The organism is Candidatus Steffania adelgidicola, assembly GCF_020541225.1.
Lineage (GTDB): Bacteria > Pseudomonadota > Gammaproteobacteria > Enterobacterales > Enterobacteriaceae > Steffania > Steffania adelgidicola.
In genome coordinates this window covers 802,063-828,440 of sequence record NZ_CP045889.1, presented here as the reverse complement: position 1 = coordinate 828,440, position 26,378 = coordinate 802,063, and the positions used below count along the sequence as shown (strand labels likewise).

Annotated in this window: 14 protein-coding genes, 1 tRNA gene and 1 pseudogene; 5 read left to right on the top strand and 11 right to left on the bottom strand. The window is 38.0% G+C overall.

The window, feature by feature from the left end:
* Positions 1–1,005: 1,005 nt before the first annotated feature.
* Together GFK82_RS02320 and GFK82_RS02315 are read right to left on the bottom strand one after the other, a co-directional pair.
* Positions 1,006–1,332, bottom strand: coding sequence for a TusE/DsrC/DsvC family sulfur relay protein (locus GFK82_RS02320; protein WP_226810336.1), 327 nt, complete (start codon positions 1,330–1,332; stop codon positions 1,006–1,008).
* 113 nt (positions 1,333–1,445) lie between these two features.
* Positions 1,446–1,530, bottom strand: a tRNA-Ser gene (locus tag GFK82_RS02315).
* A 1,291-nt stretch (positions 1,531–2,821) separates the two neighbouring features.
* Here GFK82_RS02315 and purM point away from each other — a divergent pair.
* Both purM and alr read left to right on the top strand, forming a co-directional pair.
* Positions 2,822–3,851: pseudogene (gene purM, locus GFK82_RS02310) on the top strand (phosphoribosylformylglycinamidine cyclo-ligase).
* Positions 3,852–4,745: 894 nt separating this feature from the next.
* A complete protein-coding gene (gene alr / locus GFK82_RS02305) occupies positions 4,746–5,819 on the top strand; it encodes an alanine racemase (RefSeq protein WP_226810335.1) in 1,074 nt (357 codons plus the stop codon).
* 834 nt (positions 5,820–6,653) lie between these two features.
* Here the strand turns inward: alr and pncC are convergent.
* Positions 6,654–7,157: a nicotinamide-nucleotide amidase gene (gene pncC / locus GFK82_RS02300; protein ID WP_420885618.1), complete on the bottom strand. Its 504-nt coding sequence runs from the start codon at positions 7,155–7,157 to the stop codon at positions 6,654–6,656.
* 3,524 nt (positions 7,158–10,681) lie between these two features.
* Here pncC and gap point away from each other — a divergent pair.
* The 3 genes from gap (at position 10,682) to GFK82_RS02285 (ending at position 14,769) form a co-directional block, all read left to right on the top strand.
* The gene (gap, locus tag GFK82_RS02295) at positions 10,682–11,689 is read left to right on the top strand and encodes a type I glyceraldehyde-3-phosphate dehydrogenase (protein ID WP_226810333.1); all 1,008 of its coding nucleotides are present in this window, start codon (positions 10,682–10,684) and stop codon (positions 11,687–11,689) included.
* A 1,280-nt stretch (positions 11,690–12,969) separates the two neighbouring features.
* Positions 12,970–13,602, top strand: a complete 633-nt coding sequence (locus tag GFK82_RS02290) for a DUF1190 family protein (protein ID WP_226810332.1) — start codon at positions 12,970–12,972, stop codon at positions 13,600–13,602.
* 6 nt (positions 13,603–13,608) lie between these two features.
* Positions 13,609–14,769, top strand: a complete 1,161-nt coding sequence (locus tag GFK82_RS02285; RefSeq protein ID WP_226810331.1) for a glutathionylspermidine synthase family protein — start codon at positions 13,609–13,611, stop codon at positions 14,767–14,769.
* Between the two features lie 422 nt (positions 14,770–15,191).
* On the opposite strand, the gene GFK82_RS02280 is transcribed toward GFK82_RS02285, so the two are convergent.
* The 8 genes from GFK82_RS02280 to arnB all read right to left on the bottom strand — a co-directional run bounded on the left by GFK82_RS02280 (position 15,192) and on the right by arnB (position 25,031).
* The gene (locus tag GFK82_RS02280; protein ID WP_226810330.1) at positions 15,192–15,803 is read right to left on the bottom strand and encodes an undecaprenyl-diphosphatase; all 612 of its coding nucleotides are present in this window, start codon (positions 15,801–15,803) and stop codon (positions 15,192–15,194) included.
* 1,856 nt (positions 15,804–17,659) lie between these two features.
* Positions 17,660–18,028 (bottom strand): 4-amino-4-deoxy-L-arabinose-phosphoundecaprenol flippase subunit ArnF, encoded by a 369-nt coding sequence (gene arnF / locus GFK82_RS02275; protein WP_282101017.1) that lies wholly within the window; start codon positions 18,026–18,028, stop codon positions 17,660–17,662.
* Entirely contained in the window at positions 18,028–18,369 is a 342-nt protein-coding gene (arnE, locus tag GFK82_RS02270) for a 4-amino-4-deoxy-L-arabinose-phosphoundecaprenol flippase subunit ArnE (protein WP_226810328.1), read from the bottom strand. Before arnE ends, arnF begins: the two co-directional genes overlap by 1 nt.
* Positions 18,354–20,024 (bottom strand): lipid IV(A) 4-amino-4-deoxy-L-arabinosyltransferase, encoded by a 1,671-nt coding sequence (arnT, locus tag GFK82_RS02265; protein ID WP_226810327.1) that lies wholly within the window; start codon positions 20,022–20,024, stop codon positions 18,354–18,356. The genes arnE and arnT overlap by 16 nt, the downstream gene beginning before the upstream one ends.
* Positions 20,025–20,037: 13 nt before the next feature.
* Positions 20,038–20,925, bottom strand: a complete 888-nt coding sequence (gene arnD / locus GFK82_RS02260; protein ID WP_226810326.1) for a 4-deoxy-4-formamido-L-arabinose-phosphoundecaprenol deformylase — start codon at positions 20,923–20,925, stop codon at positions 20,038–20,040.
* Positions 20,922–22,913 (bottom strand): bifunctional UDP-4-amino-4-deoxy-L-arabinose formyltransferase/UDP-glucuronic acid oxidase ArnA, encoded by a 1,992-nt coding sequence (arnA, locus tag GFK82_RS02255; protein WP_226810325.1) that lies wholly within the window; start codon positions 22,911–22,913, stop codon positions 20,922–20,924. Before arnA ends, arnD begins: the two co-directional genes overlap by 4 nt.
* Positions 22,910–23,890 carry an undecaprenyl-phosphate 4-deoxy-4-formamido-L-arabinose transferase gene (gene arnC / locus GFK82_RS02250; protein WP_226810324.1) on the bottom strand — a complete coding sequence of 327 codons (981 nt, stop codon included), beginning with the start codon at positions 23,888–23,890 and terminating at the stop codon, positions 22,910–22,912. The genes arnA and arnC overlap by 4 nt, the downstream gene beginning before the upstream one ends.
* A gap of 1 nt (position 23,891) precedes the next feature.
* Positions 23,892–25,031, bottom strand: coding sequence for a UDP-4-amino-4-deoxy-L-arabinose aminotransferase (arnB, locus tag GFK82_RS02245; protein ID WP_226810323.1), 1,140 nt, complete (start codon positions 25,029–25,031; stop codon positions 23,892–23,894).
* Between the last annotated feature and the right edge of the window lie 1,347 nt (positions 25,032–26,378).

The window sequence follows — 26,378 nt, the reverse complement described above, 5'->3', positions numbered from 1 at the left end:
ATTGGAATAGCTCCAGCCCATATTAACGAATATTTTCCTCTGAAATTCATTAACTATTTTATTTAACTAGAATTTTTTAAATATTTTCATGAAAATAATTTCATGTTGGATAATCTAATTATCAATACACCCATGTGATCTTACACTATGTCGTTGGATCATCCGTGCTGTCAGCAGCTTAATCTAACCTGCTTATATTTTTAGATGTAAAATTTCGAGTGGTGACTTAAAATGATTGTTTGGGTATTTGATTCGGAATCATTATAGATACCCTGATGGTTTTAACGATGATAGATGGTGCAATCGCCTATTAAACCATATGATTAATAGAGAAAGATTATAATGATTAGACAGTTACTTGCTAAAAGTAAGTAATATTACTAAAGATAATACTCTTTAAAGCTAAAAGTTCGGTAACTTATAGTACACTGAGACCATTAACTCGTTAAAATATTCAATCACATCTGTAGATGTTATGGTATGAGCATAAGATATTGAAGAGAATAAAGTGATATGCGGATTTTTTTTGATTCGAGGAATAAATTTTTACATGGGAAAATCATCAAAGATGATTGTGTATTAAGGATGTAATGTTAAGTAATGTGTTACCCCATTCCATCTCCTAAAACGAGGAGTATCATCAAGAGTTTTTATGCATGTATAAAAACATTTCGTAAAATCATCCACCATTCTATCATAGTAAAAAACTTTCAGGGTGAGGTATTCCAATGTATTTAGCTCTATAATGAAGTGTTAATGGAGTTAATCCTGAGGAGTAAAAAATTGTTAGATTATGAGAGGCGATATACGTCTAGTGACGGGATATGAGTCTTGAAAGATGCCTGTATGCATAAGATTACAACCGCGTTGTATACTGGCACTCTTCCTGGTATTGTAGTCTATCATAATTTTATGATTAACAGCATGGCTGTCTTTAATTCTACCTAGCAAAACTGGAAATCATTAGTAGAGTTTAAATAAATTCAATTTCTTCCATATTTCATGCTAAAGGCATTTAGCCGGTTTAGGCAGGCCAGCAATTTTCGTGGCCTGCTTAGCGGCCCCTTGAGGAAACAAGCGAAAAAGATAACGGCTATTCCCCTGCTCTTTTCCATAGGTTTTTTCTATGGATTTTACCAGTATTCGGATTGCAGGTGATATATTATATCGTAAATAAAATTCGCGAACAAAGTAGATCACCTGCCAATGTTTTTCACTAAGGGTAATGCCTTCTAGTCGGGCGATTTCCACCGCCAGCTCTTCGCTCCAGTCCGTCAGGTAGCTCAAATATCCTTGAGCATCAGTAGCGATTTCTATGTCGTGAAATTCCATGTATTTCTTCTTAGCTGATTAGGAGAGTACAGTAGTAAATAGGAAAGTAAAAGACACGCTCATTGCAGAGCGCGTTGAGTATAATAAAATTAGCAACATATTGTTTATTATAACGGAAGAGGTGGGATTCGAACCCACGGAAGGTTGTCCTTCATCGGTTTTCAAGACCGGTGCCTTCAACCGCTCGGCCACTCTTCCACATTTGATTAAACTATAAACAGAGTCGATCTAGTTGTAAAGAGTACTATGCAGAATTGACTTAAAAACACCAGGAGTCTTCTGTCAAATTCTTGTTATATATTCACTGTTCGGATTTATTTGTCATGGTAGGCAAAATCATAAACGAATAGGTGGTGGGATATCAATCTTAAATTAAATACTCTGAATGGATCTTTTTGACGAGCATTAATTATCACATTATATCGTGATCTCGATACGTGATTCTTTGATGTAAAGCACTGCAAAATTGATTTGCAATATCCGATGCTGCTTATTTTTTAAACGAAAAGTAAACGGCTTAATAATAGTGGATATTATTTAAGTTTTCTCATCCTGCATGAGTGCTGATTTTGGAGGAGATTAGGATACCAGGATGGTTATCCTGATAGCGAGACGATAACCCATGATCAACATCAGCCTTACACTTCAGATGCGTTATGCCTTGTATCTACTTTTTTTAGTACGATACAGGGACGATCTTTCAATATGTATCATTAAATGATCTACTACTTCCAGTAAGTTACTGATACAGGGATTTTTTCTGTAAAAGGCCTTCTTCTCTTATTAAGCAGGAGAAAACTGTCATTCTTCTATGTCAACGGTCCGTTAATACGGCGAAAATAGGCATGGTTTATTGTTTGCATCAGAAAAAATGGAGAATTCATGTGATGTGAATCAGCAAGCATTAAATATGTCAAATGATATCTAAAACTTTACTTTGAGTTACGTAGCATAAGCAATATCTATTAGTTCTTCTTGACCTGTTGAATACAAATATGATGTTAAATATAGAGGGTTGATTGTACGATCTACGCCACGCATCTCTTACTGTCTATTCATTGGTTACTAGTGGAAAAAAGGGGGGGTATGCAATTGACTGTATATGAAAGAATGAGCAATGGAGGCCTATCTTTTGTTACTTCCATATCTAGAAACATAATAAACTAAAAGATATGACGAACGAATAAAAGATATGCTAAAACATAGGGGTTTTCTTATCCTAAAACGTTGGGGATCATATTGCATACATATCCTTCAATCCTACCATAAAGCATTAGATTAATCCGTTTTAAGTTTTTCAAATCATTCTAATCTAAAAAATATTATAGGATATGGTAGAATATAATATTCTTAAAAAGAATCGCATTCTGCCCCTTTCCGAGTAGGGCTGATCAGCAAAAAAATCAACGTTAGCTTGCTAAGCAAGATATTATCTCTATAGAGATCTTGCAGTGATTCACAGTATTGCCTTCGTTACAAAGACGCAGCTGTGAATATAGATGCAGGTACGGCGTTGGTAGACTGTATTAAAGGTATATGGTGAAACAGACTAGACGTTTAGAGGTGATGGGTAGGTTTGGGAGTTTGGCTGAATTATGCGCATCATCCCAGAAATATCATGATCCGATTTTGCTTTTAGGTACTGATAGCGTTGGAACTAAACTCCGTCTGGCTATAGATTTAAAATGTTATGATACTATCGGTATTGATTTGGTAGCAATCTGTGAACGATTTAGTGATTCAAGGTTCAGAACTATGTTTTCTTGACTGTTATGCATGCTACTGCTAGACTAGATATCGATATTGTGACTTCGGTCATAAATGGTATTGGTATGGAGTGGAGGCAATCCGGATGTGCACTCGTCGGAAGTAAAACGGCAGGAATGCCAGGTATGTACCACAACGAGGATTGTGATATCGTTAGCTTTTGCATCGGTGTAGTAGAAAAATCGGATATTATGGATGGCAGCAAAGTACAGATTGGCGATGCGTTAATAGTGTTGGGTTCTAGTGGATTACATGCTAATGGTTACACTGTAAGACGTAAAATTTTATCCTGAATTCAGAGTGACCCAGTGCGAACGAAAATGAGAGATAAAGCGCTAGCAGATCAGCTGCTAATGCCGACGCGTATTTACGTCATATTTTTACTGTCTCTAATCGAGACAGATTGAGCTCCATTTGATCGCGCCTTTGACTGGGAGTGGATTCTGGGGAAATATTACAGGCAGTTTACCAGTTGGTACTCAGACGGTGATTAATGACAATAGCTGGCAGTGGCCGGTTGTATTCTGTTGGATGCAGTAATTTGGTAACGTTAGTCGTTATGAAATATAACGATTTTTTAATTATGTGTCGGTATGATTATTGCTGTTCCCGAGAACAGCACCCGGCAGGTTTTGAATATTCTTGCTCGTTTAGGAGAAAATACTTGGGTGCTGGGAACTATTCAACTATCTAACGGTGAGCAGCGGGTTGTGATCCGTGGACAAACTATTTGTTTCTATTGCTTTCTTTAGATAAAGAAAATATTAGCCTACAAATTGCTAGCACGTGGGGTTTTTCACTTCTCCTTCTCCTCTTATATTTCCATCAGATTATACATTAATCGTTATGCTAGAAAATATTATCCCAGAGTATAGTTTTCCCGGGTCTTTCTTTAGTGAAAGAGATGCTGAGGATTAAATCAGCTGTATGTAGGAAATACACTTTACATTATAAAGAATCATATATCTATACATTGCTTTTTATATTGATTACGTTTGATTATTAAAACGGATAATTTTATGAGCAAGTGCTTAAAAATAAGTAAATTAGTGCAGGTTATGATGTTTTATTGTAAAAAATATCAGGTATATAAAAGGATTTTAAAGTTTCAACGGACTATCATAGTAAGTACTATGCAGCTATGCAAGTCACAGTCTAGTAATATATGTATACCAGATATCTGTCTTAACATAATTAGGTTATGTAATTTCTATAATGTACGCTTATCCATAACGATCAAAGGAGCATTAGGAGTTTTTGAGATGATTATCTGCTTCATTCAAAGTATGGTAAAAGGAATAAACCGAAATTAATTCCCTTGTTTAAAGGGTGTAAAAGAGAGTAACTGTGTTATTACTCTATTTTTGGCATGATTGAGACAATATGTAATAATAAGTCAAACTAAGATAGTTATCTTTTGAATTAGAAGCGTTTTCCTGCGTATTTAGTAGATGCCAAACTAGTTGTAAAAAACAAAAAAACAAGCTATCGCTTGTTGGCTCGCACTCTGTTTTTTTGGTCGATCTTATATAGTTTAAATGAAGTTGCTTAGCCATATACTCGAAGGTTTGATGGTGTGCCTTGTATATCGAGTATTGCTGATGGCATATGGTAGAAATATTTATCTTGAGATAAGGAGTGTTTTTATGCCCCGTCCGACTCTCGCTATGCTAGATTCCAATGCGTTGCAATCAAATTTAGCGGTAATCCGCCGGTATGTGTCGCAAGCTCGCGTGTGGTCAGTCGTTAAAGCTAATGGATATGGACATGGCTTGAGCGCTGTTTGGCAGGGACTGCGGAAGACCGATGGTTTTGCTCTGCTAGAGATTGACGAAGCGATAGTGCTGCGGGAAAATGGCTGGTATGGTCCTATTTTGCTTCTTGAGGGTTTTTTTCAGATAGCTGACTTATATGAAATTGATCGTTATCAATTAACTACAGTCGTGCATAGTAACTGGCAGATTAACGCTATAAAATACATGACGCCAACAGCACCTTTGGATATCTATGTTAAATTAAATAGTGGTATGAATCGGCTAGGTTTCAGTGATCAGGGCTTACCAGTTGCGTGGCAAGCTCTAAGTGAACTGAAACAGGTAGGAACGTTGACTTTGATGACCCATTTCGCTTATGCGAATCTTCCAGAAGGAGTTTCGGCGCAAATGGCGGTGGTGAAACAAGCAGCTGGGAATTGTATGAGTACTCTACGGTGTCTGGCGAATTCCGCTGCTGTATTATGGCATCCTGAAACTCATGAGCAATGGGTTCGTCCTGGCATTGTTCTCTACGGTGCGTCCCCTAGCGGAGATTGGCAAGATATTGCGGAAATCGGTCTTCAACCAGTTATGACATTGCAAAGTGAAGTAATTGCCATACAAACAGTACCCGCAGGAGGGTGCATTGGTTATGGTGGTCGTCGTCGAGTGGCCGAAACACAGAGGTTTGGTGTAGTTGCCTGCGGTTATGCTGATGGCTATCCGCGCTCTGCGCCGACAGGTACCCCTGTCTGGGTCGAAGGTGTAAGAACGCGAACTTTTGGAAGGGTTTCTATGGATATGCTAATGGTAGATTTACAACCTTGTCCACTGGCACGCATTGGCTCTAAAGTTGAGCTTTGGGGTAATCACGTTAAAATTGATGAAGTAGCAGCTGCTGCCGATACCGTAAGCTATGAACTGATGAGTACGTTGGCTCCGCGTGTAACGGTAAAGTTAAGATAATCAGTAAAATATAAGGACGTAGAGGATTATCTATGGCGTAAAAACTCACAGTATCAGTTGGTAACTTCTATCACAATAGTTTTATAAAAATCACTAAAGGTTAACCTCATTTAAGGTTTGCATAGATTAGAATGATATTCTAATGCTGCATACTAGTTGCAAGAGTACTTCATTTATGTATGGTGTAATCGAAATATTTTCACTATCATGAAAATGATAACTTTAATCTGCCTCTCTTTCTACGTAATCACATTACTTGAGGCCATTCTTTGCTTTTAGATGCCGTGGTCATTGCAGGGATATGGTATCGTATGCTAGGTATTAACCTAGTTAAAGTTGTCCTGTTTTTATAAGGGCGCTTTTAAAAATCCTTAGATACTCTCTAAATTCTTTGCTATTAGCTGTCTATATTGGCATAAATCAGGTATAGACCAGCAATTATATACACCTTGTGAACTAAAAACAGAGTATTACTACATCAGTAGTAGATAACTTTTTATTTTTTCTACTTTTACCAATGTCCATATTAATTAACTTAAGTTCTAGTAAAGATTCAGGTAGATACTCTACTTAGTATTTGGTATTTAATAGTTAATGGAATTCTCCTTTTCAAGGAGAAAAAAAATCGGTTATTGATTATCAGTACTCTATCTTCATTATCTTCATTATCTTCATCATCTTCATGATCTTCTGAGGGAAAAGACTAAAGTTAATATTCGTATTGCGAAATCGATGTCAAGTTTAGTCTGACTAAATAGAAAAAAATGATTGAGCACCCGCGCTTTCTTTCAGTTTAGAGGCACTTGATTATAAGTAAGTTACTTAGCTAATATGTTATAATGTGGTTTGTGGGAAAAAACGCGCGAGGAAAGTAGTCAGTGCATAATAGACGGCTTGACAGCGTACCGCATCTCTGTTGCCTTTAAAATGCGCATCCTCAGAAAAATATGCTCCGGTGATGGCGGCAAATCCAAACAAAATTGTTCCTATTGGTTGCTTAATTGTCCCACCATCTGGGCCGGCAATGCCACTTATCGCTATTGCGTAGTCAGCGCTTGCAGCACGCAACGCGCCCAAGGCCATCTCTTGCACTACGGGATGACTCACCGCGCCGTAAAGCTCTAGTGTTTGGGATCGTACACCGAGAAGATCCGTTTTAGCCCTATTGCTATAGGTGATAAAGCCAGATTCAAACCAGTTGGCACTGCCGGAAACGTCAGTAATACTCTTGGATATCCATCCTCCAGTGCAGGATTCGGCGCAGGTGATGAACTTCTCCTTCTGTTTTAGGATTGCCCCGAGTTTCAAGCTCGGAGCATAGAGTGTACTATCATTTATCATAAAGTTCTCCTAAACTATATATTGTTTTTTTCTTTATTCAATATACTACTATTAGTAATCCTTCTCCGCAGGACCTAAAAGGGTATTATAAATTTATAAGAATATTCGTGATATTATAATATATCTCTGTTTTTTCTTTAAAAATATCAGTAAGGTCAATTTCCTTATGTAAGAAAAATTAACAACAACTAGTTAACGTTATACTTTTAGATAAAGTTATTGTGTGTCTTTTTAGCAATCGTAGAGTAGCATTAATAAATTCACATCATGATGTCAATTTTTTAATAATAGTTTATTAATGACGAATATTAACTAAATCCGCTACGCAGCTATTTTTGTATGTGATTCTTAATTATTCATATGATATACCAAGGGTAGCGTCAATATTGAGTCTATCAATGTATGCGATGATTGGTTACATCAAAAGTCTTCAATTTAAAAGCAACATATATAATTTATAATTAACAAAAAACCGAATAATTCAATTAATATAGAATGAGTGGTAATATAGGGATATAATAGTAATTATATCGTCGGAATTATAACCTTTGGTTCTGAAAAAGATATGTTGGATGTTGATATTATGCACTAAAATGATAGTGCTCAATAAATTTCCCGTTAATCTGAGTAGAACGGTAGCTGAAAAACAAAGTTTACAACCTACGATACTGAGAGAGTATCTGATCTGTAATTTTGACACCAAACATTATAATTCGGTCGTTAGTTAGGTCTATATGACTCTAGATATATCAAAAAAAAGATAAGAGCTAAAGGCTCTTATATCAACGTTAGATCAGTCTTAATTACTTCAGATAACAATATGAGACTTAAAAAGTCTGGTGGTCTTAAGAAACTGAAAAATCTTGTCGGGAACTTTTCCTAGTTAAGCATGCAGTATGATACTACTATTATCATCTACTAATAGTTTTCAGCAATCCTTAACTCTAGTTATAATCAAATAATACCGCCTCCTTTATGAGGTGGAAGCGTGTTCCTGAATTTTTTAAAAGCACTTGAAAGTCATGACAGTGAATATAATCTTTTCTATATTCTCTAATGTGTCTGGATATTCTAAAAATATACTGAGGCAGTACCTGACTCAGGTTTCATCTCGGGATGATGTGTTCCGAACATGAGATTGATGCCATCATGATTAATATTTAAGCTTTTTTATCTGTTTTTGCTCATTCTGATATTTTTTCAGCGTAAGCGAACCAATCGTTAATTAGCTAATGCTAGGATAGAATAAAAGAGGGGTGGATGTATTTATATACTCCGTATTATCGAGTATTCCCGAAAAGAATTTTTAATGTATTCTGGGTTTATCTCGAATGAACTTCAGCTATTTGATTGTTAATGGATTGGTACACGACTGACATTATTTATGATTCCTGAAACTGCAGATCTTATAAGTAGTAGTTAACTCTAGTAAACATGTAAAAGTATATTATTCAGTTTGAGATTCTTGTATACATTTGTTAGATATTTTTATTGTATTTGATAATAAGATATTAGTATTTCCGCGCTGATCCTAACTCCAGCTACACTAGTGTATTTTTTCACTAAAATATGAGGCATTAAATTTCTATCTGGAAACTGGATTTTATCGTTGTCACTAATAAACATGTCTAAATGATATAGATCGCCGGGTTTTGACTTGGATTTGTTCATTAAACGCAATATTATGAGTTACTCTTTTTTCTTGATTTGAGAGCTAAAATATCGCTGTTATGATTTCAATGGTTTTTCAGAAGAAAAAAGAGTGCTGCTACTTAGCATTGATGCGTTTATAAGATCGTATCTATGATACTTGTGTATGGGCTCTTTTAGCACTGAGTAAAGTGGAGTTTGTAGGGTCATACGACTGAATTTAGATGATAGGAGTACACTGGAAAGAGAATCACTCTATCGTAATATATATCTCTTTTTAGATTTGTAATTTGGATTAATTGAGTTCGAATCTGGAGAATATACAGGAAAATACCTTGGTCAATATCTTCTTCATTAATGCAGATGGGTTTTCATATTTCATAAATTCGTAGGCGTGTATTGTCACAGTTTTTGATCTCAGTAGACATTCGTGTACTAGGTATTTTTATCTATTTAATATAGATCACTGTATCACTTGATCAGCATAATTATTCTCGATATGGTCTCTTCCAATATCCGTATCAATTTTAGGTATGGCTTCCAGGAAGCCTAAAAGCTGTCTATGCATATCAGCTCAACATGTTGCTGAAAAATGTGGCAGTATAACGGAGACTTGACTCAACAGATTCAATTCGATGCCTTATCCCCGGATAGGGTAATAGCTTAAATATTTATATTCCCTTGCGTAATTTAAATTACGTGACTTAGTATGCTTGAAGCTCATTATTCATATAAATCTTCGGATTTATTAAGCCTACTTAAACACCATCTTTCTTTAATTTAAAAAAGACGGATGTTACTATGGGCGATACTTGGCTTAAAGTTCTCCAAGAGAAATCGAATATTTAGCATAGGATAAGTGTTTTAAGGCTAAATTAAAGTGCATAAAATTGCATGTTCTATCTCAATAGAAGGGATAGCGGGAGAATTTTATTGGGGATTTATAGCGGAGACGTATTATGAATATAATGGAGCTAGTGATTTTTAAACGGTATGATCTAGTATTTATACTATCTTATTGATTTTAAATACATTATAGACTGTATGTCTGTGCTTTTGTCAACAGCGATCTAATCCTAAATAAAACAAGGTGCGTTTACGATAGCGAATTGTCTATCCACCATAAGATATATAACCGTTATTTTAACGTCCATGACGTTTTTTATTAAACAATAAGTTGGATGGATGAAAACGGATACCTTATCTGAGAAATGAAGTTGAATCTTAGAGTGGTAGTTATTTCACTATTTACTACAGAAGTGAATAAAAATGATATTTTACTATTGGCGATATCCTTCACTCACTATCATGCCATATATAAGATTCACTATCGAAGGTATGGGACGATGATCTAGATCCCGAGATTTTCGGTTTAGAATTAGGATTTTTTCCAATCAGGATTATAAAGACAATACTACCGTAGTCTACGAGATATAGACACATAGTAAAATACGCACTCTTCAAAAGAAACAATACTATTTATATGAGATATGATAAACGATCACGGGGGGTATTAGCTGTTTCTATATGTAGCTGAAACTAGAAAAATCAACTTTTACTAACGCTAGTGTGATTATAGTGAATTTAAGGTTGAAGTCTTATGCTTTCCATTTTCTCTTTTTTTCGAGCGTCACCGTTATATAAGAATATATTCGTTCTAATAGATAATGATGTACTACGGTTTGTTTATGAGGCTTCAGATGTTATGAAAAACAACTGACATTTTAACTTTTTTGCGTAAACAACATCTATTAAGAGCGATGGAATGCATTAGTCGCAAGGATTAACACAATGTAATTTGACAGTGTGTAGGGTGTTTTGTGTATGTACAAGTGTTTTTATGGTTTATTGTATAATAGCTGGTGAAATATATGACTATCAAAGTAGGTATTAATGGTTTTGGCCGTATCGGGCGTATTATTTTTCGTGCTGCTCAGGAACGTAACAATATTGAAATTGTCGCTATTAACGACTTACTCAATGTTGATTATATAGCATATATGTTAAAGTATGACTCGACGCATAGTCGCTTTAATGGTTCCATTGCTGTACAAAACAGTCATCTGGTAGTTAACGGAAAGAGCATCCGCTGTACCTCTGAGAGAGATCCTATGAATCTTAAATGGGGACAAGTCGGTGTAGATATTGTCGCCGAAGCTACGGGGCTTTTCCTAAGTAGCGAAACGGCGCGCAAGCACATCATAGCCGGTGCTCATAAAGTAGTACTAACCGGTCCGCCTAAAGACAATACACCAATGTTTGTTATGGGCGTCAACCATACAAGTTATAATGGTGAAGATATTGTATCCAATGCTTCTTGCACAACAAACTGTTTGGCGCCTCTTGTCAAGGTTATCAATGATAATTTTGGTATCGTTGAAGCCCTTATGACCACTGTACATGCCACCACAGCAACACAGAAAACTGTTGATGGCCCATCTCATAAAGATTGGCGTGGTGGTCGTGGCGCTTATCAGAATATCATCCCATCCTCTACCGGTGCTGCTATAGCTGTCGGTAAAGTGATCCCCGAGTTAAACGGTAAATTGACTGGTATGTGTTTTCGCGTGCCGACACCTAATGTCTCAGTCGTTGATTTAACTGCACGTTTAGTCAAATCCGCTTCATATGGAGATATCTGTAGTGTTATCAAAAAAGCCACCACAGGTGAATTAAAAGGTGTGATGGGATATACTGATGAAGATGTAGTTTCTACAGATTTTAATGGCGAGAAACTGACCTCGGTGTTTGATGCCAAAGCTGGCATCGGGTTAAACGATAAATTTGTTAAGCTAATAGCTTGGTATGACAATGAAACCGGTTATTCTAATAAAGTGTTGGATCTTATCTCTCATATTGCTCATCAAGAAGCGTTATAACTTAATCATAAAAAGGTTTTACCAATGTTTTGTATAGCCCTGAATGATTTTTTACAGCTTTATCGATTAGCATTGTATATTAAAAGATGTATCCAGGTTCACTTAATATCTCTGCATCTACCCACAGCTCCCTTGATTGAGAGAGATGCAGAGTATCGATTGAAACAATAGTAATATTTAGAAAAATGAGCTACAGTTGAACAACTGTAATAAATGCCCAGAAATTCTTTTAGAAAAGTGCGTATTTCTCTGTTAGTTGTCTTTTTAAGACAAAAAATTCACTATGCTCTATAAATGCTCGTAACAAGATAAAATCTGCACAATTTAAAATATAACCTCTGATGGGCTTGTATCTAGACCTAATAAATATTTAAGTACATACTTTAGTAAACCTCTAGTATTCAGAGCGGATGATTAAGTAAGACTAAAATAATATAATTAAAATTCATTTTTTAGATTATAGTTTTGTTATAAAAATTGAGGGTGTGTGTTGTTTTCAAATAACTCCTTGTCACTGCAGAATACAGCAACAATCTCGCTTTATATCCAGTTCTGGATTTCAAGAGTATTGGAGTAGGCATTCACCTTCCCGCCATTTTGTTCCGAAATTGTGGTGATAGTGTAAAATATTTTTATAATAAAGGGATAGATGGTGGAGGTGAGAGAAACTACGATCAAGTAAATGACTTAGGTGCTGCGATTGATGTTCAGCGTGAAGAATTATCCAAGCACATGATATATTGTCTTTTTCTATTTAATATGAATCTCTTCATAAAAGTAAGTGGCCTAATCAATCTGAATCTTTTAGAGGATGTCCTTATTTATGGAGCAAAGATGTTATTAATAATTACTCTTATTAAGAGTAATTATTTAGAAAAAGTATCTCTACATGTAAAGTCATGTGGTAAAACCTTTCATTACAACACACATCCCAAATTACTAGGGAGATTGCAATATTGATTTTTACATATATTTTTTGTATGGATAGAAATCACAATAAAAGAGATATCCATTTACATGGGATCAATATGGTTTGAATTGACATTCAATAAGTTCATTATACACGCTTTTGCAGCATAAAAAATAACTCTCGTTGTTTTTAAATTAGTTATAGCTCATTATTCTTGACAGAAACTTTCTGGAGGGAAGTTTATAGAGGAGTGTGTCAATACGTAAAGATTGGACCTCCCTTCGCTTTACCATACTTTACTTTTTCGCTATTCCTCTATCCTATCATTTTTTCTTAGGGTTGTATGTATGCTGAATAAAGTAGGATAATCATGAAAGGCATGAAACAGATGAATCACGTTAGTTTTTCCAGGTATTGGCATGCTTACCGTATGACGCCTGTCGCGATAGCTGTCGGTGCTGTGTTGATACTCGCTAGCTGTGAAAAAAGCGACGAAAACGTTTTGTTGTATATGAATAGTGACGATTGTGCGCAGAGTAATCCTTCTCTTCGAGAACAATGCAACACCGCGTATAAATCTGCACAGAAAGAAGCGGTAAAAACTGCTCCTAAATACGCTTCCCGAGCCGACTGTGTCGCCGAGTTTGGCGAAAATCAATGTACCCAGGTTTCATCAACGACCGATGTGGCACACGAATCCCAGAATAGCGAAGGTATGTGGATGCCATTGATGGCGGGATATATGATGGGGCGCATGATGGGTAGTGGCGGCGGCTATGTTCAGCAGCCGCTCTTTAGCTCGCATGCCCCTCATAGTCCCGCACACGGCCAGTTTGTCGACGCTAGCGGAAGCAGCTATGGAGTAGCTACCAGCGGGCGTTCGATAACAGTGCCCAAGACTGCCTTAGCACCGAAGCCGGTGACCACCCACACTATTACCCGTGGTGGTTTTGGTGAAACTGTTACCAAGCAGCACACTATGCACCGCAGTATGGGCGGGTAAAAAGATATGAAACGAGTCACGTTCAGTGAACGCCCTAACTGGCGTGAAAAAGCCAGTGAATATGGTTTTAATTTTCATACGCTTTACGGTAAACCTTACTGGTGCGAAGATGCTTACTATCAATTTACTATTAAAGAAATCGAGACACTGGAAGAGGTCACTGCTGATATTCATCAGATGTGTTTACAAGTAGTAAAAAAAGTGGTTGCAAGCGATGAGTTGATGAGGAAATTTCGTATTCCACAGCATACTTGGTCCTTCGTGCGTAAAGCATGGAAAACATGCCAGCCGTCGCTTTATTCTCGGCTCGATCTAGTTTATGATGGACTACATCCACCTAAGTTATTAGAAAATAATGCTGATACACCAACTTCTTTGTATGAAGCAGCCTTCTTTCAATGGGTTTGGTTGGAGGATAACATCAAAGCTGGCCAACTTCCGGTAAATGTTGATCAATACAACAGTATACAGGATCAGCTTATTGCTCGTTTCGCAGTACTCCAATCAGACTATACTTTCGGCTTATTACATCTAACTTGCTGCCACAATACTGAAGAAGATCGTGGCACGGTACAGTATCTACAGGATTGTGCCACAGCAGCCGGATTACCGAATATTTTTCTATATATAGAAGAACTTGGTTTGGGCGAGAAAGGACAATTTACTGATATACAGAATCAGGTCATCAAAAATCTTTTTAAGCTTTATCCGTGGGAATTCATGCTGCGAGAAATGTTTTCTACTAAGCTAGAAGATGCTGGTGTATGCTGGCTAGAACCTGCCTGGAAGTGTATTATATCTAATAAGGCGTTACTACCGATGCTTTGGAAGATGTTTCCCGACCATCCTAATTTGTTAGCAGCTTATTTTTTCGAAGATAAGCCTCCACGAATGGATAATTATGTGGTGAAACCGCTATTTTCTCGTGAGGGTGCTAATGTTCAGGTTTTCGAGGGACATCGGGAGATCGCTCGAGTCGATGGTCCATACGGCGCAGAAGGGTCAATCGTTCAAGCTTTTCACCCCCTCCCCCGTTTTGGTACTAGCTATACGCTTATAGGTAGTTGGCTAGTAAATGATTTACCTTGTGGCATTGGTTTACGAGAAGATAGGCAGTTTATTACGCAAGATCTCTCACGCTTTTATCCGCACGTGATTGCGGAATGATGTTGTAATGATCGTCATTGTTTTGGAAAATTATACGTTTCGTAACTGTGTATGAACTTGTATAGACTATGGCTTGGGATAAATATTTCATATAGATTGAGTCAATGCCTAATGATAAAGCTAAATACATCTCTTTTCTCTATTAGTCTGAAGAAAAACTATATGATATATAAGATGTGAACATTTCAAGACTAGCAGAACAATGCTACGCGGGAGACAAGTCTTTTTCGTAAAGCACAAAGTGTAAATTTCGTCTAATATCAAAAGATTTTTTTCTACATGCTCTACTTTTATCAGAGCTATTACTATATAAAACGTAAGAATTTCACGGTTCGTGAAACTCCACTCTTTTTTATCAACAATAAAAATATGATTAAAAAAGAATTTCAAAACAAATTATGTTATTTTTTGAGTTCCCAAGGTTATTTTATCACACCTTTTCGTATGCTGGCTATAAATAGGCTACAATAGCGTGGATAAAGATAGGCATAAAGAGCATCGATAGATGCTGCTCTTCGCAGAGTTAACCCCACGCTCACCAGCGCAACGCCAATAGAAGCAGCCATATCTAGTGGAAAGTGAACTCCTATATAAACCCTAGCCCAGGAAATCATCATGCTGAGAACTAATAGTCCTAGACCTGCTCGTCGCAGGGTGCCGTTACCTATCAAGCTGAAGCTGATAGCACAGGCGAGAGACATATGATCGCTGGGAAAAGAATTGTTAGCTTTATGATATAGAAGATTATGTCCAATTGGGATCATGAACGGCCTCGGGTGCTCCCAAATCATACCAATAACGATATTAATTACCAGTCCCAATATCATGCTTAGTAGCGCGTATAATACAGCTTTTTTTTGTAATTCTTCGCCCCAAAACCAATTAAAGAGCAATACTATTGGAAACAAAATGACAGCGTCGTTTGCGAAAAATATTCCTACCAACAACATGGTGGTACTAATCTCGTCTGGGGCATTAATTAATTGAAATAAATCGATATTAAGTTTTTCCAGTGATGAAGAAAACATCTTCATGGCTTACATCCATATTTAACTAAATCAGTAGAAAATATTTCGTCCTTGTGGAATATTTGGTTCGAAAATAGTGTACTACGCTTAGTGGCGTAGTAGAAACTGCGGTAGTCTGCTACTGCAGACTTTTAATGTTTACTGCTATTAAACTATTATAGCATGTTATGCTAACAGGAATATGAGTCATTTACGGGGAATTACTCTTACTGCTTAAAAAAGCAATATATATTGTAAATATTTTAAATCGTTATTCAGATTTAAACAATAACAGATATCATTAGATATTATCTATTAATTTTACATACAAACACTAATTATATATAAATCATCTGATAAGAAACATTCTTTACTTTGGATAAAAAATAAATTGTATCGTCTCATCCCCCTTATTAACCTTTTTGGTTAACACAATTAGCTGAGTATAATATAATCGTTATAAGCAAATGATCCATGAAGTATATAAAAATAAGTTTATTCGTTATTAATTATATGGATTATTCTTAGGGCGTCGACATAGCCATAAAGTTTACAAAGAACTATATATTCTTAATATATGTAAGAATGTCCTAAAATTTTAGACGGGTTTTTTACGATATAAAAGAGAATTAGGCGTTTACCAAATAAAGGATTTTTTTAATGATATTTGCGATATTAATATTTTTTTGATTTTATTTTTAGTAAATTAGAACGCTGTTCACACTAATAGAACTAGAATGCTACAGAGTATCTCTGTATCCAGAGCCACTTATTTTACATTTATAATGGTTTATTTGAACTTCTTGATATCAAGAAGTTCAAATAAACCTGTTTAAAATTATTAGTAGATGTAGTGATGCACGTCTGATATCGCATGAGTTTCATATTGAAATAATCATTTCAATACACTTTTATTGCAATCTTATCTAACTTTCACTATGTGTAAATATTTTATATTCTTTAAAAATAAGTTTATTTGGTATACTAAGTAATAAGATTATTAATTTCCATAGTTAAATATATTTTTGTAGTGTAATTGCTGGGTATTTAATATAATAAATGCTTTTTAGATTATGGAAATCTGAATAGATTAATTAAATTACAAGACTATGCTTTCTTATTAGAGAGCAGGTTGTAGGCATGGATTCAGTTTTGTATCATGTTATTTATATAAAAGAATATCTTCTTAATTCAGGTAAAAAGGAAGTATGTTTTTTATATTAGCTTAAGGTGCGATTTATGGGGATGGAAAAAATCTACTTATCTGAATTAAATAATATCCGTTTTAACAAAACGATAGTATCTGAAGATTAGATTCAGTATGTTAGAAGAGATATTTAATTTTATTCATGGAATTTTACATATTAATTTTGATTATTTGGTGTATTAATTTTATTAATTGTTGCTGAATTTTAGATAAAGACACCACTTCATCTATCCCTGTATATATGAAGAGCTATTCTAGCTTCAAGCAAGATAAATAAAAATATACATGATTATCCCCATAATAAGAGATAATGTCTTCTGCGTACAGAAGACATCTATAGTGTCTTAAATAAATGCTACCAGTTTACAACTGGTAAGACATGTAGTTAAAATCTAAATGTTATGACGTATATTCAATAGCATGAAGTTGCTACTATGTCTTAGCTGTGGCTTGAATAAGCCCAGAAAATTTCGATATAGTTAATTTTGACTTATTAGATTCCTTTAATTCAGGTCTAATGTTAGGAGTAGTCTTCCCATAATTATAGATAAAGTGAATAGTTATGATTTGTGGGTTTTTAGATTGATATCTAAAAATAGATAAGAGTAGGATATCAAGATCTATATAATGTATTGGGAGTTAAAATATAGTGAGAAGATCAAATCTTACGATCACACTATTCCGGTAAAGAAATCAATAGTAAACCGATAAAAATCAACATTTCCCCTATAAGTTGAGACAATGTGAAGTGCTCATCAAATTCTGGAATCATGAGTGCACAAGTAGCCACGAGGATATAACTAAGACTAAGTAGTGGATAGGCTTTGTTCAATGGCAAGCGACGCAATGTCATAAACCAGAACCCTGTAGAACAGACATACGCTGTCAGCCCACCCATCAGAAAAAAGATTGGTCCTATATTAGCGGACGCAAACCAAAGTCGGTAATCCCCTAGGGGGGGTAAATGCATCATGCCCCATTTCATTAGTAGCTGTGCGGCGCTGACCAACACCACGCTACATGATCCCCAGAAATAACCCTTTATTATAAGTTGACTCCCATGAATATTAGACCTGTAATCATCAATATTAAACCGAAATCGTTTTGTAACGATGCGGGTTCTCGCCATAGCCAACGGGTAGATAGGGTTATCAAGACAAAATTAAGGCTGAACATTGAATAAGCAATACCTACCGGAACCTGCTGCAATATCCATAACCATAGTAGCATAGCGATTCCCATCGGCAAGAAACTTATCCCCATCCAATGTAGTCGATGCCCAAGCTTCCCACAGGAGGGGGAAGGGGGGAGGGTGGCGGCATGTTTCTGACATAACTGCCCGGCACAACTGAGCAGACTAGCAAGAAAAGTTAGCAGGATAACCATGATTTTGATTGGTGGTAAGTTAAGAAAACCATTCGCCCACGTTGGAATATTGCATCGGCTGGTGGAAAGTTATTACGCGGGAATTTTCCGTCGTCTAGCAGTAGTATTAGCGATACTGAACCTTCATTGGTTTTACAGCGTTCATGAAGCCAGTTTGCAAACGACGCCTGACGGATAAAATGACCTCTCGCATCAGGATAGCGCAATCCATAAGCTAATTCCCCTTGTTCTTCAAGTAACAAAATATCACTGCGTTGTAGCTCCCATGCAAGTCCTGCAGCTATGCCGACACTATTAGTGAGAATAAATCGGCTTTTTTCTAGCTGCGGCCTGACCATGTTAATAAATGAGTGAGGCTGTTTTGTGTCGCTTATCTTCTGAGGTATCATTTCCCCTATTAGTAAAGCAATTCCTAGTGGACATAGTGCAGCCCAGCGCCAGCGTGTAATTGGGGATTTTAGGGTTATAAGGCCCACAATCGACCAGACAATAAAACTCATTACCGCTAAGAGCTCTTTTTTACCTTCAGTAAGAGAAAAAAATGAGGTATCAACCAATCCCAGGGTGTAAGCGGCGCCGGATAAAAATGCAATACATATTACTCCAAATAGTACATTAACTGTAGCATTGATTTTTAAAGCACGTTCACCCCACCTGGTTGCATAACGTGCCATTAGGAGAGATAAGGGTGTGAAACAAGGCAGAATATAGGTTGGCAGTTTTCCTTTCGATAGGCTAAAAAATATCAGTGGCATTATGATCCAGCCTAGTAGATAAAGTGCCTCATCTTTAGTATGGCGTTCCTGCCAAGCGCTATGCAGCGCTACAGGTATTAGCGCCATCCAAGGTAGCGCTCCCGCCAGAAAGACCGGCAAGTAATACCAGAAAGGAGCTTTATGTTGGGCATTCTCTTCAGCGAAACGCTGTATATGCTCGATCCAGATAAAGTAATGCCAGAAATCGGGTTCGCGTTGTGCGATAGCAAAAATCCACGGGGAACTTATCATCACTGCACTAAGTAATGTAAGTGGCCCATAACACAATACCTCTTTCCAGGATTTTCGCACAATAACCCATGGTAGTACGCTAAGGATTGGCAGTACTAGGGCTAAAAAGCCTTTCGTCATAAATCCTAGCCCACAAGTTACTCCCACTATCAGATAGCCTATTTTCTTACCCCAACCATGAGGTGCGTGTATCGCTTGCCAGCAACTACACATAGTAGTTGCTAGCCATAATGTTAGCATCGGATCGAGAACCGAATATGTGCCGATGCTATAAACGAGTAGGAAAGAGCTGAAAATCATTGCGGCTGTCAAGGCGAGATATTGCTCTTGCCAAAAACGCAGCGCTAGCCAGTAAACAATAAGCGTTGTCACGCTAATCGAGAACGCAGAACCAAAACGCACGGAAAAATTTGTATGTCCAAACAGCAATTGGCTGAGATTATTGATCCAATAACCAATAGCTGGTTTTTCAAAATAACGTAGACCAAGAAAATGGGGAACAATCCAATCGCCGCTTTCTAGCATTTCTCGGCTAATTTCGGCGTAGCGAGTTTCATCTGGTTGCCAAAGATTACGAAACGCCAACGGTAGAAGATAATACAGGGCGATGATAATCAATAACCCGAGAATAGATTTTGTCGATTTCATTCTTAATTCACTTTTATAAGCTTTGGCATCCGACCCAACCTTCCCGTCCTGGAATCAGGCCCCGCACTACGCGGCTTATTGGAAGGGTGGTGATATCCTCAGGGAGCAGATCCTGTAACGGACAAAAACGGATTCCTTCCGCCGCTGCCATCAAAAGTAGTTCCTGAAACATGTCACTAAGCATAATCCCCTCTACCTCCGCATGAATAGTATAAACTGGTATTCCGCGATCTGCTTTGATATTATTGAAAATAAAATAGTTGTAATCTTTACGGGTGGTTCTCTGACCGATCACTTCATCAAAAGTAGGCTGTGTTACGGGGATTTGCACTGTGCCGAAATTTCCATTGGAGAACAGTGGTCGAAACGGACCTGTGCCACGACAGTCACTGTTATAGCGAAAGTTAAAGGCTTCTTTAGCTTGCAGAATTCGCTCATTACTGCGCCATCCCGCCACTGCTGAACAGGTCACCTTCTGTTTGATAATTGCCGCAAGTGCATCTGTCCCTAGACGAATTTGTTTAGTTAGCTGGTTCTGGTTCCACATTCCCGCCCAGGTTTGCCAGGCAAAATGATCCCAGGCATGTAGGCCTACTTCATGTTCTTTTGCGGCGGTTTGGATCTGTAGGGCAAGCCCCTGGCCGATTTTTCTCCTCCCCCAGATAGTGCTAGTTAGCAGCAAATCCCAACCGTAAAGGGAAGTCGCATGAGAGCGGAGCATCTTCAGTAAAAATCGTGGTTTTATCAGGCGCCAGAGATGCCACCCCATATGATCTGGTCCAAGAGTAAAAAAAAATGTCGCCCGAATCTCGTGTGCTGCCAGTATTTCAAGTAAGCGTGGCACGCCGTCACGAGTACCACGCCAGGTGTCGACATCAATACGTAAACCGACTTTTTTCATCTCGCTTCACCAGTTGGTTCAATAGTTCTCAAGAAGAAATCAAGTGTTTTATCAATAGTTTGTGGCATTGGAACTAAAGGCGTCCAGTGCAGAAGGCGTTTAGCGTTACGTATACTAGGTTTGCGGTGCTCAACATCTTGGTAACCTTTACCATAATAACTACTGCTTTCCACATCGAGTAGACCCGCAAGGGGCGGAAAATTATGACGGAGCGGATGGCGTTGAAAACTTACCATTAATAATTCTGCCAATTGCCGAATACTGGCTTCATTTTCTGGATTTCCAATATTGATTATCTGACCGTCGCAATTATTCTTTTTGTTTTCAATAATAAGAAAAAGTGCTTCAATACCGTCACTAATATCGGTAAAACACCGTTTTTGGGCACCTCCATCCACCAATTTGATCGGTGACCCCTCTATTAAATTCAGAATTAACTGCGTGATGGCGCGAGAGCTACCGATACGTGCTGCATTCAGGTTATCGAGTCTTGGTCCTATCCAATTAAAGGGGCGAAATAAAGTGAAGCGCAATCCTTCTTTTTCGCCATATGCCCATAGAATACGGTCTAATAGTTGTTTCGATACAGAGTAAATCCATCGCTGTTTATTAATAGGACCAACAATTAGGTTGGAATGGTCTTCATCAAATAGTGCATCTGTACACATACCATACACTTCAGATGTCGACGGGAAAATAATACGTTTTTGATATTTGACACAGTGACGGATAATCTTTAAGTTTTCTTCAAAATCAAGTTCAAATACACGTAGCGGATTACGCGTATACTCGATGGGAGTGGCAATCGCTACGAGCGGTAGAACAATATCGCATTTTTTAATGTGATATTCGATCCATTCCGAATGAATGCTAATATCTCCTTCGATGAAATGAAAAAATGGATTAATCATAAATCGACTGATTGCATCAGTACTAATATCTAAACCGTAAATCTCGTAGTTTTCGCTGCTCAACAGGCGTTGAGTTAAATGATTACCAATAAATCCGTTGACGCCAAGAATGAGCACGCGGGTACGGGGGGGTGTATAGCTGATAAAAGGACGTGAGTTTAGCAGTGCGCCGTTAACTAACCCTAAAGACTGCGCTAATTGGCTGCCCTGCATATACACGCCTGTCTTTCCTTGTCCTGTCTGAATTTCTAGAGCATCACTGCCGCAGGCAATAAGAAACGGAATGACGGATAAGACAGTTCCGGGTTTAGTTTTAGTGTTGTTGAGGCGTTTACGCGCTTTCCAAACGATGAACTTTTCTCCGCCGGCATAACTGAAGGAGCCGGGCCAGGGTTCAGTCACTGCTCGCACCAGATTGGCTAGGGTTTCGGCGGGTTTACTCCAGCAGAGGCACCCATCCTCCGGTGTACGGCGACCTACATAGCTCGCAGCACTATCATCCTGTGGCAGCTCAATAAACCGTTCTTCACGAATAGCCGGTAAAATATTCTCTAACAGATTGTCTGCTGCAGCGCATAGTTTGTAGTGGAGTCTTGGTGCATCATCCTGTGGTGTAATGACCACGTTGCACTGTGCTAGAATATTGCCTGCATCTGCTCGTACTGTCATGCGATGTAGGGTGACACCAGTTTCTTTTTCCCCATTAAGAAGCACCCAATTTAATGGCGAACGACCACGATAGCGTGGCAAGAGTGAACCATGTAGGTTAAATGCGCCAATTGACGGGATGTCTAGAATTTCTTGACAAAGTAACTGCCGATAATAAAACGAGAAAATCACGTGCGGAGCGAGCGCTTTAATTCGAGCTATCCACAACGGATGGTTAATATCGGTCGGTGAAAACACCGGAATGCCGAAATTGTGTTCTGCGGCAAGGTGTGCTACCGATTCAAAAAACATTTTCTCGTTAGGTACATCAGGTGGGATAATTATAGCTTCGATAGTAAAGTGTGCCCTAATAAGGGCTCTAATACCTACGCATCCCATATCATGATAAGCAAAAACAACAGCTTTCATTGTGTTTCCTGTTCGGACGAAACTAAATTTTGACTGATTACACGCTCAACGAAATATCGAGGACGGGCACGTACATCGTTATAAATACGGCTAATATATTCTCCTAGCAATCCCATACCAATGAATTGCGCACCGATAAAAATAAAAAGCACTGCGAAGAGCATAAAAACGCCTTCAGCCGCCCAATGGGAACCAAGACATAGGCGTAACGTAATAAGTAGAAGCGAAAATGCAAATCCGAGTAGAGCTATAACACTGCCGATAACGCTTAATATGCGAAGCGGGGTAGTCGTCAGACACGTAACGAGGTCATACATTAAATTAATAAGCTTTATTAAACTATATTTAGAATGGCCGAATGCTCTTTCTTCGTGCATTACTGGTATTTCAATGGTGTTTCGGGCGAATGTGTTGGCTAAAATGGGAATAAAAGTACTGCGCTCCTGACAGTGTAACATGGTGTCGATAATATGGCGGCGATAGGCGCGTAACATACAGCCGTAATCACCCATCTCTTTTCCAGTAGTTCGTTGAATGAAAGCGTTAATTACACGAGACGCCCATCTTCGGAAGCAACTATCTTGCCGATTTTGGCGTACTGTACCTACGACATCATAACCTTGCGCTGCCACCTGGATTAGCCGCGGGATTTCTTCCGGCGGATTCTGTAAATCCGCATCAAGAGTGATTACTAAATCACCAGTTACATGGCTAAAACCTGCCATGATAGCTGAGTGCTGGCCGTAATTGCGATTTAGTAATACCGCAATGAAATGGCTTCCTGGGGTTTCTGCAGCTATTGTTAGCAATGTGGTTGAGGTGTCCGTGCTACCGTCATCCACCAGAAGAATTTCGTAATCAGAATCCAGGTGTTTACAGACTGCTACTATGCGTTTCATTAATTCTGGCAAACTTTCTTGCTCATTATAGACTGGAATCACAATCGAAACTTTATCAAATTTTATGGGTGTCGTCATTTCAAACCTTTGTAATATCACGCAGCTCAGTAATAACGCGCTCGACATCATCATCATGCATGGAGGGGAAAAGCGGTAATGAACACACGCGCGAAGAATTCCACTCGGTGGCTGGTAGGATGAGGTCTGGAAAACGCTTTCGATAATAATGCTGGGTATGAGCAGCGCGAAAATGCAAGCCAGTACCGATGCCGCGATTTTGCAGTTCCTGCATTAAATTGTCGCGATTAATACCGCATTGCTGCTCATCAACGCGGATAATAAACAGGTGCCAGGCATGGCGATGTTTCCAAGCGGGTTGTGATAAGGGAGAAAACGGCGTATCAGCTAATCCAGATAAATACTGCTGGGCCAATACTGCACGGCGCGCGTTGTTCTGTGGCAGTTTATCAAGCTGTATTAACGCAATCGCAGCATTGATATCTGACAGATTATACTTATAACCTGGCGCCATCACTTCAGTCTGCGCGATACGGGCTTGTACGCCACGATCAAACGCATCTACTTTTAGTCCATGAAATTTAAAACTTCGAATTCGCTCTGCTAGTTTAGCATCATCTGTTACCACCATACCCCCTTCTCCACAGGTGATATTCTTTATGGCGTGAAACGAAAAAATAGCGGTGCCGACTGCACATATATGATGATCTTGATAGTAAGTTCCGACAGCATGTGCTGCATCTTCAATCACCGGGATTCCATACCTTTCACTTAGCATTCGAATAGCATCAATATCAACTGGTGCTCCGGCATAATGAACCGGGACAATGGCGCGGGTGAGTGGGGTAATAGCTTCTTCAATCAATGTGGGCGTGATCATAAGTGTGTCGAGATCAACATCAATCATTACCGGTTTAGCTCCCAGTAGACAGATTATATTCAAGGTAGACACCCACGTTTGTGACGGCGTAATAACCTCGTCACCCGGTCGCAACCCCAAGGCCATTAGGGTGACGTGCATACCACCAGTTGCTGAGCTCACAGCAATGGCATGTTGATTGCCAGTTAATTGGCAAAACGCTTGTTCTAGCTGTACACATTTTTCCCCAGTGGTGATCCAGCCAGACCGAAGGACATCACCGACGGCGGCGAGCTCAGCCTCGCCTACTGCTGGTCGAGAGAACGGCAAAAATTCAGACATAATTCGATTTCCCGTAAAAATGGGGAGTCAAGATTGAGCTGCAACAAGTGACATGATCGGTCGTGACTCAGATTAGTTCATTAAGTATATTCTATATTTTTCAAAATGTACTATGACAAAGATTGATGTGATCTGCGCTTGTCGTGGTTAAATCTAGCGAGTGCAATGTGATAGTTACTTGGTATCAGTTCTGCGATCTTAGATCTATAAGCAATGTAAAGAAATATTTCATAAACAGATTAACACACTATAGACCCACTATCTGTTCACTCTGTGCTCTTAAGTTTTATACATAACAACATGGCTTTCAAAGTATATAATAGTTAAAATGGTCAAGGATAAAATATAATAATAATTCCTTTCCATCTGCAAGCAAGGAGTATTCATCTAGACGATGGTCGTATCTTTAAATATTTTTTATTAGGTCTCTAAACAGACCGTGTAGTAAACGCATTAAACAATAAAATTCTAACAGCATTTAGGATAATGCCTAAGTGTTGTATTATGTACAAATGATATTATTTCTGATTTAATAGCATACCCATCCCCTATAGAGATTATTTTCTTTTGATTAAATATTGGTTAGCGGTTGTAGATGCATTCCTGCATTGTCTTATTCTTTTCAATCAGGTTTTTATCGTTGCTTGAGAATCGGTATTAGATCAATCAGACAAAGTTATATTTCTAGCATGCAGCAATTCACAATGCACGCCTGCTTCCTGGTATCTAAATCCAAGATGTTTTGAAAGATTTTACTGAATCATCATGATTCTTGCCTGTTTATCTGAGAAAGCAGCTATGCTGGAGCGTGAAATGTGTTGAACCGTTTATGTAAAGAGCTTTTGATAGCGCACTGCTTTAGTTTATTACTATATTAAAAAAAATCGGTATGCTTTAGTGAGTGTATGAGTGTTGAATAATACACTAAAAAATTAGCGTTATTATAGTGACGAGTGTGAGATGGTATATATGATGATGTCTTCACTTCTATAATTAAATTCACACTTCATCACTAAGTAAATAGTTTAATTTAATTACAGTGTAAGAAAGATTAGCAGATAATTGTTTCTCATTTCTTTTTAATGAAACGACAACACCTTATATTATTTAATACCCACTCCTTTATCAAGGAGTGAATGGTTACTGGGTTGCTGTAAGAGTTCGGAGTATTGATGTTTATTCTATGCTGATTGATCTTTTAAATTGTGTTTAAGTGGGTTGTGGATGGCGAGTTTATCGATAAGAACATTATCATCTGCAGATTGGTTTTAATTATGTAAATTTATATGGTCTTGATGACTCTTCTGGTCATTCTGGTATGCCGTTCATGGGTGGGGAGGCTATAAA